The 14,062-nt window shown below is 31.2% G+C and carries 16 protein-coding genes; 7 read left to right on the top strand and 9 right to left on the bottom strand.

Annotation, left to right across the window (positions count from 1 at the left end):
* Positions 1-14: 14 nt before the first annotated feature.
* Positions 15-542: a hypothetical protein gene (locus tag N5D03_RS01545; RefSeq protein ID WP_221856200.1), complete on the bottom strand. Its 528-nt coding sequence runs from the start codon at positions 540-542 to the stop codon at positions 15-17.
* A gap of 174 nt (positions 543-716) precedes the next feature.
* Between N5D03_RS01545 and N5D03_RS01540 the strand changes: the two genes are divergently transcribed.
* Both N5D03_RS01540 and N5D03_RS01535 read left to right on the top strand, forming a co-directional pair.
* Complete coding sequence (locus N5D03_RS01540) at positions 717-1,133, top strand: nucleoside-diphosphate kinase (RefSeq protein ID WP_038330990.1); 417 nt, start codon at positions 717-719, stop codon at positions 1,131-1,133.
* A 100-nt stretch (positions 1,134-1,233) separates the two neighbouring features.
* Positions 1,234-1,692: a copper resistance protein NlpE N-terminal domain-containing protein gene (locus N5D03_RS01535; protein ID WP_280050752.1), complete on the top strand. Its 459-nt coding sequence runs from the start codon at positions 1,234-1,236 to the stop codon at positions 1,690-1,692.
* A gap of 213 nt (positions 1,693-1,905) precedes the next feature.
* Here N5D03_RS01535 and N5D03_RS01530 read toward each other — a convergent pair whose 3' ends face one another.
* The 6 genes from N5D03_RS01530 to N5D03_RS01505 all read right to left on the bottom strand — a co-directional run bounded on the left by N5D03_RS01530 (position 1,906) and on the right by N5D03_RS01505 (position 6,213).
* Positions 1,906-2,646 carry an acyl-ACP thioesterase domain-containing protein gene (locus N5D03_RS01530; RefSeq protein ID WP_280050751.1) on the bottom strand — a complete coding sequence of 247 codons (741 nt, stop codon included), beginning with the start codon at positions 2,644-2,646 and terminating at the stop codon, positions 1,906-1,908.
* 30 nt (positions 2,647-2,676) lie between these two features.
* Positions 2,677-3,174 (bottom strand): 6,7-dimethyl-8-ribityllumazine synthase, encoded by a 498-nt coding sequence (ribH, locus tag N5D03_RS01525; protein ID WP_180905773.1) that lies wholly within the window; start codon positions 3,172-3,174, stop codon positions 2,677-2,679.
* A 114-nt stretch (positions 3,175-3,288) separates the two neighbouring features.
* A complete protein-coding gene (locus N5D03_RS01520; protein ID WP_280050750.1) occupies positions 3,289-3,996 on the bottom strand; it encodes a tetratricopeptide repeat protein in 708 nt (235 codons plus the stop codon).
* A 74-nt stretch (positions 3,997-4,070) separates the two neighbouring features.
* Positions 4,071-4,673 carry a porin family protein gene (locus N5D03_RS01515; protein ID WP_280050749.1) on the bottom strand — a complete coding sequence of 201 codons (603 nt, stop codon included), beginning with the start codon at positions 4,671-4,673 and terminating at the stop codon, positions 4,071-4,073.
* 23 nt (positions 4,674-4,696) lie between these two features.
* Complete coding sequence (locus tag N5D03_RS01510; protein ID WP_280035372.1) at positions 4,697-5,467, bottom strand: ATP-binding cassette domain-containing protein; 771 nt, start codon at positions 5,465-5,467, stop codon at positions 4,697-4,699.
* A complete protein-coding gene (locus N5D03_RS01505) occupies positions 5,467-6,213 on the bottom strand; it encodes an ABC transporter permease (protein WP_171622564.1) in 747 nt (248 codons plus the stop codon). Before N5D03_RS01505 ends, N5D03_RS01510 begins: the two co-directional genes overlap by 1 nt.
* Positions 6,214-6,266: 53 nt before the next feature.
* Between N5D03_RS01505 and N5D03_RS01500 the strand changes: the two genes are divergently transcribed.
* Positions 6,267-6,857, top strand: coding sequence for a SprT-like domain-containing protein (locus N5D03_RS01500; RefSeq protein WP_180905771.1), 591 nt, complete (start codon positions 6,267-6,269; stop codon positions 6,855-6,857).
* A gap of 9 nt (positions 6,858-6,866) precedes the next feature.
* Positions 6,867-7,961 carry a mannose-1-phosphate guanylyltransferase gene (locus N5D03_RS01495; RefSeq protein ID WP_280049382.1) on the top strand — a complete coding sequence of 365 codons (1,095 nt, stop codon included), beginning with the start codon at positions 6,867-6,869 and terminating at the stop codon, positions 7,959-7,961.
* 60 nt (positions 7,962-8,021) lie between these two features.
* Here the strand turns inward: N5D03_RS01495 and N5D03_RS01490 are convergent, their stop codons facing one another.
* Positions 8,022-8,996: a hypothetical protein gene (locus N5D03_RS01490; RefSeq protein WP_219033794.1), complete on the bottom strand. Its 975-nt coding sequence runs from the start codon at positions 8,994-8,996 to the stop codon at positions 8,022-8,024.
* A 119-nt stretch (positions 8,997-9,115) separates the two neighbouring features.
* Positions 9,116-9,550, bottom strand: a complete 435-nt coding sequence (locus N5D03_RS01485; RefSeq protein ID WP_219033795.1) for a hypothetical protein — start codon at positions 9,548-9,550, stop codon at positions 9,116-9,118.
* 132 nt (positions 9,551-9,682) lie between these two features.
* Between N5D03_RS01485 and N5D03_RS01480 the strand changes: the two genes are divergently transcribed.
* Genes N5D03_RS01480 through N5D03_RS01470 form a run of 3 tightly spaced genes read left to right on the top strand, consistent with a single transcriptional unit; the run spans position 9,683 to position 14,026 of the window.
* Positions 9,683-10,537, top strand: coding sequence for a glycerophosphodiester phosphodiesterase family protein (locus tag N5D03_RS01480; RefSeq protein WP_260509597.1), 855 nt, complete (start codon positions 9,683-9,685; stop codon positions 10,535-10,537).
* Entirely contained in the window at positions 10,538-12,136 is a 1,599-nt protein-coding gene (bshC, locus tag N5D03_RS01475; protein ID WP_280050748.1) for a bacillithiol biosynthesis cysteine-adding enzyme BshC, read from the top strand. It begins immediately after the preceding gene.
* 42 nt (positions 12,137-12,178) lie between these two features.
* Positions 12,179-14,026 (top strand): LysM peptidoglycan-binding domain-containing protein, encoded by a 1,848-nt coding sequence (locus tag N5D03_RS01470; protein WP_280050747.1) that lies wholly within the window; start codon positions 12,179-12,181, stop codon positions 14,024-14,026.
* The last annotated feature ends 36 nt before the right edge of the window (positions 14,027-14,062 follow it).

Here is a 14,062-nt window from a genome sequence, read left to right as displayed (position 1 = left end):
ATTAAAAAGCGAGATTAATTCTCGCTTTTTAATTGGATTAATTTTATCCATTGTTTTAGATTATATCGTCTAAAAATTCCGAAATAACGTTGATTAAAAGAGTTCACCCAAATCGAATTGTCTTCACAGTAAATCACAACTGTTTCGATATAATCTCTTCTTCGGTAATTGTATTTGTAAAAAATATTTCGTTCCGAATATTCAAAAAGAAACAAACCTTCTTCGTCCAATGATTGCGTAAAATTATGTTGACGCTGTGCTAATTCTTTGATTAAATTAATATTCTCACTCAACGATTTTGATGTTTTAATTTCTACAAAAAATCTGTCTTTAATTGTCGTTATTATTCGGATTCCAAAAATTAAAATCATTGAAATAAAAACAATATTCATTTCACTTGATGCATAAATAAAGAATAAAACAAGTGCAAACATCAGCCCAAAATCTAAATAATTCCAAATTTCGAAAGGTAGAAAATATTTATCACCAACCTTTTTGAGTTTTGTTTTATGATGAAATGTGGAAAGATCATTTGTATTCATAAGTTTTAGATTTCTCTTAAAAATAAGAAATATTATCGAATTGAAACAATCTTAAATGAATAACAATTAACTATTTTTATTAAAATAAGAAATTTTAATTATAAAACAAAAACATTCGAATCATTTTTGTAATTTTGCACCTCAAAAAATAAGTAATAAATACAATTCAATAAAATGGCAAACATTACATTTACAATGATTAAGCCTGATGCAGTTGCAAAAGGACACATCGGAGATATTTTAAAAGACATTACTGACGCTGGTTTCAAAATTAAAGCGGCTAAAATGACTCAATTAGCAAAACAAGATGCTGAAGCATTTTACGCTATCCACGCAGAGCGTCCTTTCTTCAAGGATTTAGTAGAATTCATGACTTCTGGACCAATCGTTGCTGCAGTTTTAGAAAAAGACAACGCAGTTGCTGATTTCCGTACTTTAATCGGTGCTACTAACCCAGCTGAGGCTGCAGAAGGTACAATCCGTGCTAAATATGCTGAATCTATCGATGCTAACGCTGTTCACGGTTCTGATTCTGACGAAAATGCTGCTATTGAAGCTGCTTTCCACTTTGCTGCGAAAGAAATTTTCTAATCGAATAAGATTACAAAACATTATACAAATCCTTCTGAAAATATTCGGAAGGATTTTTTTTGGCTCAAAATTTACTTACCTTTAAATCAAATTCTAAAAAATGAAAAAAATAATTTTAGCCACATTTACAATCGCAGCTTTTGTTGTGTCAAGTTGTAAAAGCGAAACAGAACCTGTAAAAAATGATGTAGAAAATGTAGAAGATTCAGTAAAAGTTGAAGCAAAAACTGCCGAAGAATCTATTCAATACGAAGGAGCTTACAAAGGAATTTTGCCTTGTTATGAGAAAGATTGCAAAGAGGTTGAAATGGAAATAAAATTATTGCCAAACAAAGGATATGTTTATTCTACAAAACGTTTGGGGTTAGATAAAATGGCCATTATGACAACTGGAACTTTTCAGTTTAAAGAAGATGGAAATACAATTGTTTTTCCTGAAATTGCCAATGTTCCGAATGCTTTTTTAGTTGAAGAAGGAAAAATTATTCAGTTAGATAAAAATCAAAAGAAAATCGAATCGGCTGATTCTGCTAAATTTGTTTTGACAAAAGAAAAATAGATAAAAAGGTTTCGTAATGAAACCTTTTTTTTATTGTAATAATTTTAGATTCTTTGATAAACTCAGAATAATTGTTTTCAAAACTCTGATAAAGTAAATGTCATTCCGACGAAAGGAGGAATCTGAGATTCTTCATTCCACTTACGTTGCATTCTGACTTATTATCCATAAGTCATGTTGAACTCATTTCTACATCGCATTATACAAAGTATTTTACCTCAACTCCAATCGACAAACAAAGTTTACTTTTTCTTGATTGATGATTTTAAACTGAATTAAATGTTCAGTTTCTAATTTCTGAATTTCTATTTTGTCATGTAAACTTAATTCTTTCAAGAAATTCATATCAATCGCTTTGATACGATGTTTTAATATGATTTCAGGATCAATAGTATTCAAGCACCAATCCAAATATTTGGTATTATTTGCGTGTTTTACGATATCTAAATCAGAAAACTGAACTTTATATTGAATAACTTCTGTTGGTTCAAAATCGATGTTTAAAATCGAATTCTCGACTTCCGTTGGTTTCAGATCAGGAAAACGTTCAATGTGAGATGAATCAATTTGAAGAATATCAGGACGACGTTTTTCTGTATTGAAAACCGCCCACAAACTTGAAGCTCCAATTAATTTTTTTCCATTTTTCTCGATTGTAAAATCACGAATAGATTTTGCACCTTTCAAAACTTCAATCCATGTTTTCACGTCAACAAAATCTGTCCAAGAAGGTAATTCATCAATCTCAATTCGAAGTCGATTCATTACCCAAGATTGATTAAATTCTTGTAAATCAAAGAAACCTAAACCTCCTTTTATCGCGTGTTCTGAAGCAGTTAATTGAAAAAGATTTGCCATTTCAGACAATTTCATCTTACCTGTCGGATCACATTGAGAAAAGTAAATCTCCCAATTTTTCGTATAAATTGATTTAAAATCTTCTGCTATTGGCATCGATAAAGTTTTGAATCTATTATGCTGAAATTATTTACCTAATTTCTTTTTCATATCCGCCATCATAACCGCAGCTACACCAGCTTCAACTCCTTTATTTCCATGTTTTCCGCCAGAACGATCAATTGATTGCTGTTCATTTTCGTCTGTTAAAACACAAAAAATAATTGGCATATTGTGTTTGATATTCAAATCTTTGATTCCTTGTGTCACACCTTGACAAACATAATCAAAATGCGCTGTTGCTCCACGAATCACACATCCAACAACGATAATTCCGTCCAAATCTGGATGAACTTGCGCGACTTTATCAGCTCCATAAATCAACTCAAAACTACCAGGAACTTCATATAAAGTAACATCATCAGGATTTGCGCCCAAATCAATCAATGTATCTTTTGCTCCATCTCGTAAATTAAATGTGATATGATTATTCCATTCAGATGTAATGATTGCAAACTTAGAGCCCGCTACATTTGGTAATTCTGCTTTATTATATTGAGATAAATTTTTATTTTCTGTTGCCATTTTGTTTAAAATTTGAATGGTAAAATTACAAAAATGATTTAGGATAAACTTTGATTTGAATCAATAAAAAAAGCCGAACAATTTGTTCGGCTTGTAATTATCTTTTGAAGTGAATTATTTTGCAGTTTCAGAAGCGTATTTTAAACGCTCAATAAACTTCGCAGTTTCACCATTATTTGCATTTGGATATTTATCCTCTAAAGCTTGAAAATATTTTAAAGCATCAGCATTTTTACCTAATTCCATCGCAATTTCACCTGCTTTTGTGTAGTAAGTTGATTGTAAAGTTTCAACTTCTGTTGCTTCAGCTGCTTTTACGTAGTAAGGCAGTCCTTCTTCCATTTTGTTAGAAGCGACTAAAGCATTTCCTAGCATCCCGTATTTTTGAGCAAGCATTACCTTATCATCTGTATCAAAATCTTCTAATAATTTTACAGCAGATGCGTAATCTCCTAATTTATAATAAGAACTTGCCGCTTTGAAACGTGCTAAATTACCAGCATCAGTATTTCCATATTCATCAACAATTTGTTGTAAACCTTGGAAACTTCCTGCGCTACCATTAAGAGCAACGTTAATAGAATCTTGATCAAAAAGACGTTCTGCTTGAACCATTTCTTTGAAAGCATCATCCGATTTAGGTTCTACGACTAGTTTTAAGTAAGCAAAATAACCTAAAACAGCTACAATAATTACTCCTAAACCAATACCAATTGCTTTAGCATATTTTTCAACAAAAAACTCTACGTTGAAAGCTGTTCTATCTAATTTTTCTACGAATTGCTCTGTAGCGAATTCTTCTTTTTTATTATTTTTTGCCATTTTAATAATTTACGAGGTTGCAAAAATACAATTTGGAACAAATATATCCAATAAATTTATTTACAAACAACCTTTTAGAATAAATATGCCACAGATAAGTTTAACATTTGTGGACGATTTTCTGTTTGAAACTGTCTGCCATCAGAGTTAACAATTTCAGAACCGATTTTTCCTAGACCAAATTCGTAACGTAAATCGAACAATAATTTAGAAACCTGTACGCCTCCGCCAATTTGCATTCCGACATTAAATTCATCTTGTTTTGCTTTAGTAAACTCTTTCACAGAAAGTTTATCGTCAAAATAATAAGAGAAAACAGGACCTGCTTGAATGTGCGCAATTCCTAAAAACCTTTTCCCAACATTTACAGGAATATCCATACGTTTTTTAGTAACATCAAAACTTTCTCCTTCAATATTGTATTCATTTTTGAATTGCGTATACAATAACTCTGGTTGAATGTAAATTCCTGCTAAAGAGACACGAGCTAAAGCACCAGCTTGAAACCCTGCAGAAGCTTTCCCATCTTTCTTGAAAATATTTCCAGCATCTTCCCAAACAACTTTTCCTTTATCTGTATTGAAAACAGCTCCTCCTTTGATACCAAAATTGATATTTTGTGCTGTTGCAAAATTTGCAGTTAAGCCGATAAATGCAGCTAAAATTAATTTTTTCATAGAATTTTTATTTTTATTGATTTTTATTGTTTTTCTTTTAATAGAGCTTCTCTCAATTTCTTGAAAAGATTTGACGAATATACAAAATCAATTACATTCGGATTATCAGCCACCAGAATCTCTTCTTTCGTCCCTTCCCATTCTAAGAAACCGTTTTTAAGAAATACGATATGGTCACCGATTTCCATTACCGAGTTCATATCATGTGTATTGATAATTGTAGTAGTATTTAATTCCTTTGTAATATCGTAGATCAATTGATCAATTACCAAAGCTGTTTTTGGATCTAGACCTGAGTTTGGTTCATCAGCAAATAAATATTTTGGATTATTTACAATCGCGCGCGCAATCGCCACACGCTTTTGCATTCCTCCAGAAATCTCCGATGGATATTTCTTTAACGCTGTACGAGCTATTTCTACACGGTCTAACACTTCACGTGCACGTTTTTCGGCATCTGCATTTGACATATCCGAAAACATTTGCAATGGAAATTTTACATTTTCGACAATATTCATCGTATCATACAAAGCCGAACCTTGAAAAACTACTCCAATTTCTGAACGTAAACGTTGTTTTTCTTTGTAATCAAACTCGATCATATTATCTCCTTCGTACAAAATTTGACCTGAAGTTGGCGTTAATAATCCAATCAAATTTTTCAAGAAAACTGTTTTTCCAGAACCACTTTGACCAATAATCAAACTAACTTTTCCTTTCTCGAAAGTGACAGAAAAACCTTTCAGAACTTCTACTGCATCAAATGATTTTCTGATATCTTTTACTTCAATCATTAGCTCAAAATTGTTTGTGTTAATATTAAGTTGATCACAATAATTGCTACTGATGTCCATACAACAGCTGTTGTTGCAGAACGACCAACTTCTAACGAACCTCCTTTTACTTTATAACCATAGTATGCCGGAATTGTTGCGATAACAAACGCGAATACCATTGTTTTAAGGAATGTATAGACAAACAATTTTGTTGCCATATTCATTTGTAAACCTGTAATAAAATCGGCTGCCGACCATAGTTTTGTAAAAACTCCAATATAATAACCGCCTAATAATCCAAATCCGATAGAAATCATAACCAATAAAGGATTGAAAAATACACAGGCGATAATTTTTGGTAAAATCAAGAAGTTTGCAGAATTGATTCCCATAACATCTAACGCATCAATTTGTTCGGTAACACGCATGGTTCCGATACTCGAAGCGATATACGAACCTACTTTACCAACTAAAATTAGCGACATAATGGTTGGAGCAAACTCTAATACCAAAACCACTTTGGTTGCATAACCAATGTAGGCATCTGGAACAGGAATAGAAGCTCCCTGAAAGTTTTGCGCCATTTGTATTGCTACAACTGCACCCATAAATGTTGAGATAAAGGTTACAATCCCTAAAGAGTTGACACCTAAATCATATATTTCTCTAACGGTCAATTTCCAGAAAACGCTCAATTTTTGAGGTTTGCTAAATACTTTACCCATAAGCATAAAGTATGACCCTAAATTTTCGATTAGTTTCATTACGACAAAATTAATATTTTTATTGGAAAGGCTTTTTATTTATCTTGCACAATGTGAATTTAGAACATTTAACTTCTTATCTCCCTCATAATGCAGACTTGTATGTAAAAAAGTGGTTAGAAAATCATTTTATAACGTTAAAAATTACAAGAAGACGTGAAACTAAGTTGGGAGATTATCGCAAATTGGTCGAAAATAATCGTCATCAAATTACAGTGAATGGCGACTTAAATCAGTATGCTTTCTTTTTTGTTTTTACACATGAAGTGGCGCATCTCAAAACTTTTGTTCAGTTTGATTCGCGTAAAATAAATCCGCATGGAAAAGAATGGAAAACCATTTTTGGGCATTTATTATTAGAATCTCTTCACATTTATCCCGAAGAATTGCAACCGTATATTCTTCATCATGCCAAACATCCGAAAGCGAGTTTAGGAGCAGATATTAATATCTCAAAATATATTATAGATGATAAAAATCCTGCTCAAATTTATCTTGAAGATTTGGAGGATGGTACAATATTTTCGATAGGAAAAAGAATCTTTAAAAAAGAATCTAAAAGAAAATTAAGGTATCTTTGTTTAGAGTTGAAAACCAAGAAAAAATATTTGATAAACGCAACTGCAACTGTAAATAAACTTTAAAAGACAATCATGAATAATAAAGATAACTACGCTGTTATCCTTGCCAGTGGTACAGGAGTGAGATTATGGCCTTTGAGTACAATTAAAAAACCAAAACAATTTCATGATTTATTAGGAATAGGAAAAACTTTTATTCAATTAACGTATAATCGCCTTAAAAAAGTCGTTCCGCAAGAAAATATTTTCATTGTAACTATTCAAGATTATAAAGAGATTGTAAAAGAACAATTACCAGATTTTGAGGATAAAAATTTTATCATCGAACCAAGAGTCATGAATACCGCAGCTTGTAATTTATTGGCCGCAATGACAATCCAACAATTTAATCCAAATGCAAAATTGATTATTTCTCCTTCAGATCATTTTATTTTTGATGAAGATGAATTTGTAGAAAAAGTAAATCTTGCTTTCGAAGATGCTGATAACGATCGATTGATTACTTTGGGAGTAGCTCCAACGCGACCAGATGTTAATTACAGTTATATTCAGTTCATCGAAAATACAACACCTATAAAAAAAGTAAAATCTTATATCGATAAACCTGATTTAGAATTTGCTGAATCTTTTATAACGAGTGGTGAATTTATTTGGAATACAGGAATCCTTATTTGGTCTGTAGATAGTATTGTAAAAGCTTTTCAACAACATTTACCTTCGATGAAAGAAACTTTGAAAAAATATTTTAATCTTGAACGTTCTTTACAAAATACAGAAACTTTAAAACCTGTTTACACAACGTTAGATGTAACTTCTATCAACAAAGGAATTTTAGAGCAAGCAGATAATGTTTATGTCATTCCGACAACTTTTGGATGGAGTGATATTGGAACTTGGTCGGCAATCAACGAAAAGTATAAATATACAGGTGAAGATCAGGACGAAAATCACAATACATTATTATGTAAACATTTTTCTGGTTACAACGCCAAAAATAATTTCATTTATTCTACGCAAGACAAAGCTATTATTATTGATGGATTAGATAGTTATGTGGTTATTAATTCGGAGAAAGGATTACTCATTTGTCCTCGAAGCAATGTACAGTTTATAAAAACTTATGTGAGCGATTTGAAATTACAGAAAAACGGAGAAAAATATTGTTAAATAAAAAAATCTCTTCAATATTATTGAAGAGATTTTTTTATGTATTTATAATTTTAATATTTATCGAAGTGTAATCACATTTTGACCAACTTTGTATCCATTTTGGTAAATATCGATTTTATATTCACCTTTTGGAAAGTCATAATCAACCCAGTCAAAATTAACTCTTGAACCAGACATATTATTGTAATTAACTTTTACACGATCAGAATATTCTACAGAAGATCCTGAACGTAAAGTTGTTTCACCAGCATCAGCACCTTTAAATTTTCCTATCTCGCCACTTGGTTTGTAAATAGAAACATACAATTCTTTGGTTTCAGAAGTTGCATTCAAGTTTTTATCCAAATCGAAAGATACTCTAACCTTATCAATTCTTCTTGCTCGTGTTGTTTCCACTTCTTTTCCGCTCGATTTTACTCGCAAACCTTTAATCGTATAATTTGAAATTGATAAAGTAGAATTTGTCTCTTTGATTAAATTCTGATGATTTTCTTTTTCAGTACTCAAGTTTGATTCAACCGTTTTTTTCTGCTCATTCAAATGAGAATTTTCCGAAGTTAACTCTGTATTCTTGTTTGTCAGCTTTTTATTTTCGTCTTTCAAGCGAACAATTTCTTCTTTATAAACTTTAATATCTGCTTGTAAAGAGGTTATCAAACGTTTAGCACGCTGCAATTCTCCATTTGTAATGCCTTCTTTATTTAAGATTGATTGAATTTCTTTTTGTTTCTCCAAAATCAATCGATCTTGATAACTTAAAGAAGAATCTTTTTTTACAACACGAGTTTTAGCATCATCAAAATCAGATCTAATTATACGTAATTCTTGTTTCAGAATTTCTCTAGATCGTTCCAAATCATTGATATCACTTTGCATTTCTATCGAAGATTTTGCATTTGCTTCTTTAGAATATACAATATACCCAATAGCTAATAACAGGGCTACTGCTAAAACAGCAATAATAATATTCTTTACGAATTCATTTTTATGTTTAGGGTTTGTAGAGGGTTCAAGATCTTTGTATTCAGTCATTTTAATTATTTCGAGGAAAAATTATTAAATCAAAAATTAAACCAATTTTATAATAATTAATAACTAATGTTAAATTTAACATTTACAAATTGTAATAAAACTTAATAAATAAAGACTTTTTAATCGTATGTCTCTTTTTTAATGTCTTCAGAAGCTTCGTCTAATTTATTTTCGGCTTTTGTTTTTAATTCATCAGCTTTTTCTTCCAATTCTGTTTTTTCTTCTTTAAAAGTTTCTTTCAAATCCGAAACTTTCTCTTTCACAAAAGCACTTGTTTCTTTCATTTGCTTTTCCGCAATATCTTTTACTTCGTTATAATCTTGCTTCGATCTTTCTTTAAAATCTCTAGCGGCTTCTTTCGATTGTTCTTTCAAATCACCCGAAGCATCTTTTATATTATTGATTGTTTTACGCGCAAAATCCGATGCGTCATCTGCAATCAATGTTCCTGCTTTTTTTACAGTTGCCGAAACATCGTCAAATTTATCTCCCGCAACATCAATCGCAGTTTCAGTTTTTCCTAAAATTCTTTTCAAAAAAGTTCTAAGTCCCATAATAATTTATTTTGTTGATTATTTTCAGTTTAAATTTACAGCTTCATTCGCAATTTTAGAATGAATTAATTTAATTTTTTATTTAAAAAAATGAATTTCAGCTATTTTAAACGATATTATTTCAGAATTTTAATGTTCAGTTTACTGACTATTTTTAGTTGTAATCCGAAGAAAAATCAATCCAAAACACATCAAAATACTTCATCCGAAGAAATATCCTTCAAATATTCGACCAAAAATAAAAACTTTGTCAGCGCACATCGTGGCGGAAGTGGAATACATGGTTTTCCTGAAAATTGTGTCGAAACTTTTGAACATCTTTATCAAAAAGGAATTCAAATTTTTGAGATTGATGTTGCCGAAACAAAGGATAATCAACTTATTTTAATGCACGATAATTCGTTGCAACGAACAAGCACAGGGCGACAAGATGTCAATCAAGTTGACTTAAAAACCATTAAGGAATACTTTTTGGTAGATGATTTTGGACAACAAACGTCATACAAAATTCCGACTTTTGCAGAAGCGCTAAATTGGGGGAAAAGTAAACCGATTTATTTTATGGTTGACATAAAAAAAGGTGTTGATTATCGTGATATTGTGAAGACAATAGAACATGTAAACATGCAAAAACAGGTTGTTTTGGTGACGTATACAGTTGGTCAAGCGAAAAAGTTGCATCAACTTGCGCCAGATATGCTATTGTCTGTTTCGATGCGAAACGAACGCGAATTTAATGAAATGATGAACAGCGGAATTCCGACTGACAAAATGGTTGCCTTTACAGGAACTCGACGCAATGACAAATCATTTTTAAACAAAATTCATGACAAGGATATTTTGGTCATTTTTGGGACGTTAGGAAACTTAGACAAAAGTGTTTCGGCGAGAAATGGACAACTTTACCGCGATTTAGAAAAAGATGGTGTCGACATTTTTGCAACAGACAGAGCAATGGATGTACATCAAACGATTAATAAAAATTAAATGGAAACAATATCACTTAAGGATTCAAATTATTTTTCAAAATTGATGCTAAATTATATCAATCAAGACGAGGATTTGAAAAACTTCTACAACCTATTTCCAACCAAAGAAAACTATATAAAACAAGCGAAAAATAAGCTTGGACATTATAAAAATAGAGCAATTCTTGTTGAACAAATTTCGAAACAATTAGGTCATTTAGATTTATCGGAAAAGCAACAAAATAATCTACAAAAATTAAGAGAAAAGAATACAGTAACGATTACGACTGGACATCAATTAAATTTATTTACAGGTCCAATTTTCTTTTTTTATAAAATTTTGCAAGTTATCAAAGCATGCGAAGAATTGAATAATGAACAAAGTGAAATCAATTTTGTTCCGATGTTTTGGATGGCGACAGAAGATCACGATTTCGAAGAAATTAATCATTTCAAATTTGGAGATCGAATTATTCATTGGGAAAAAGAATTTGGTGGACCAGTTGGTCGTTTATCAACAAACGGTTTACAAAAAGTTTTTGATTCATTTTTGTCATTAATTCCAAATGGAAAAAAGAAAACTGAATTGCAAAATTTGATTGAAGCATCTTATTTATCGAATGATAATTTGACAGACGCAACACGAAAATTGGTTCATTTATTATTCAAAGATCTTGGATTGTTGATGATTGATGGAGATGATAAAGAATTGAAAAAATTGATGATTCCAACTTTTGAAGAAGAATTAATTCAGTCAACATCGTTCAAAAAAGTAATACCTCAAAATGAGAAATTAGAACAATTGGGGTATTCTATTCAAGTGAATCCTCGTGAGATAAATTTGTTTTATATCAATCAAAATAATTCGCGCGAACGTATTGTTGAACAAAATGGAACGTATTTTGTCAATAACACTTCAATCAAATTTTCGAAAGAAGAAATTATTGCCGATTTACATCAAAATCCAGATAAATTTAGCCCAAATGTGATTTTGAGACCATTGTACCAAGAAACAATTTTACCAAATGTTGCCTATGTTGGCGGCGGTGGCGAAATGGCTTATTGGTTACAACTGAAAGAAATGTTCAATCAATTTGAAGTTGATTTTCCACTTTTAGTTTTGAGAAATTCATTGTTAATCCGAACTGAAAAACAATACGAAAAACAACAAAAATTAGATCTATCAAACGAAGATTTATTTTCGAATAGTTTAGCCATCACAAAAAAACGTTCGATAAATTCGTCAGAAATTGCTCCAAAACTTCCTGAATTGGAAGAAGAATTAAAAAGCATTTTTGATCGTTTGGAACATTTGAGTTCGTTAACAGAATCTTCTTTTGCGGATATGATACAAGCGCAGCGTACAAAACAGTTGAAAGGTTTTGAGAAAATAAAACAACGTTTGGTGCATGCAGAAGTGAAAAAAAATGAGGATTTATTGAAGAGAATCGAGCAATTACTGAATGATCTTTCTCAACAAAATGGTTTGCAAGAACGTGTGAAGAATTTTGCTGATTTTGATTACATTAACACTCAGTATTTCATTGATTTTATTGAAGATAGTCTTCGACCTTTTGATTTTGAGTTCATCATAAATACATTGAAAGAGGAACTCTAAACAAAACATAATTTGTATATTTGACCACGAAAATTCATCTAAATGAAAAAAATATTAGCTTTATTGTTATTTGTTGGTGCATCAGCACTTTATGCTCAACAAAAAACGCATACAGTTCAAGCAAAAGAAACCGTTTACGGAATTTCGAAACAATATGGTGTTTCGCAAGAAGAATTGTATAAAGCCAATCCTAAAATTGAAAAAAATGGGATTCATCCAGGTGATTTGATTGTGATTCCGGGTAAAGGAACTACGACAACCAAACCAACTGAAACCAATACACAAACGACTACGTCAAACGTAAAAATTTCGGACGATAATTATCAATATATTACAATTGAGCCGAAAGAAACGGTTTACAATTTGACAAAAAAATATAAAATTTCGGAAGAAACATTGAACTCATTAAACCCTCAAATCAAAGAAAGAGGTTTAGAAATTGGTGACGTAATCAAGCTTCCAAAAGATGTGACAAATAAAGTTTTTTCTGTTCCAAAAGGAACGCATTTAATCAAAAAAGGAGAAACTTTATACACTTTAGCAAAACAGTATAATGTAAGTGTTGACGATTTATATGCAGAAAATCCAGCTTTACAAACAGGTGTAAAAGAAGGAATGGTGATTACGATTCCTAAAAAATCTGGTTCTGTTGTGATTGAAGAAAATACGATCAATTATGTTGTTCAGAATGGAGATTCGGCTTACGGAATTTTAGAAAAATATAATACGAATTTAGATGAATTATTGCGTTTAAATCCTGATTTAATAAATGGTTTAAAAGCTGGAATGACACTTAAAATTCCATTGCAAAAAAATGCTAAAATCATCAAATACGGAACTGCAGGAAAGTTGAAACGTGCTAATGACAATGAAATTAATGTTGCGATTATGCTACCTTTTGATGTTGCAAATAATCCGCAATTAAAAAATTCGCAAGCAATGCAATTTTTTACTGGAGCTAAATTAGCGTTGACTCATTTGGCGAAAAAAGGTAAAAATGTAAATGTAAAAGTGATCGACACGAAAAGCGGAAACTTACAAGATATTCTATCAACAACAGATTTTAGTAAAACGGATGCTGTTATTGGACCTTTGAACACATCTGATGTTACGGAAGTTGCGAATTTCTTTAGCAATTCTGGTATCGCCGTGATTTCGCCTTATGCAAATGATGATTCGTTAAATTCTTTCAATGATTTATTGATTTCTAATCCAAAAGATGAAGTAATCGCAGATCAAATTATCGAAGAAATTGGGAAAAATTTTGCTGGAGAACAAGTTTATTTGTTGACAAATCGTGACGATCAAGAGTTAGCAAATTACACGAAAAAGCAATTAGAAAAACAGTTGAAAGCAAATGTTGTCATTGTAGATAGCGCTGCAAAAATTGTTCAACCACACGATAAAGTAAATGGCGAAGATTATTATACGCCAATTATTACGGTTTTAGTTGGTGATGATGATAATTTGGGAAAACAATATTTAGAAAAATTAAAAACATTTAACAAAGACAATATCAAAGCTTACGGAATAAAATCGGTTTCGGTTTATGATGTTTATAACGCAGATAATGCAAAAAATATCGATGCATTCCGCGAATTTGGTTTTGTGTTTAGTACTGCGCGATTAATCAATACAAGAGATACGGAAGTGCAAAGTGTGATCAAAGATTTCAAGGAAGTTTATTGTGAATTTCCGACGCGTTACGAGCAATTAGGCTACGATGTAACGTATGATATTGTGGACAGAATGAATAATAAAGGTGATGTTACCAACAATATTACAACAGAAAATACACGTTTGGCATCGAAGTTTGCATACAAAAAAATAAGCGGAAGTAAAGCTTATACGAACGATGCTAGCCGAATTGTTCGTTTACCTAAAAAATAATTTTATCAAAAATTATATACCAAAAAGCGATGCTAA

The organism is Empedobacter sp. GD03861, assembly GCF_029840885.1.
GTDB lineage: Bacteria > Bacteroidota > Bacteroidia > Flavobacteriales > Weeksellaceae > Empedobacter > Empedobacter falsenii_B.
This window is presented reverse-complemented; position numbering and strand designations above follow the sequence as displayed.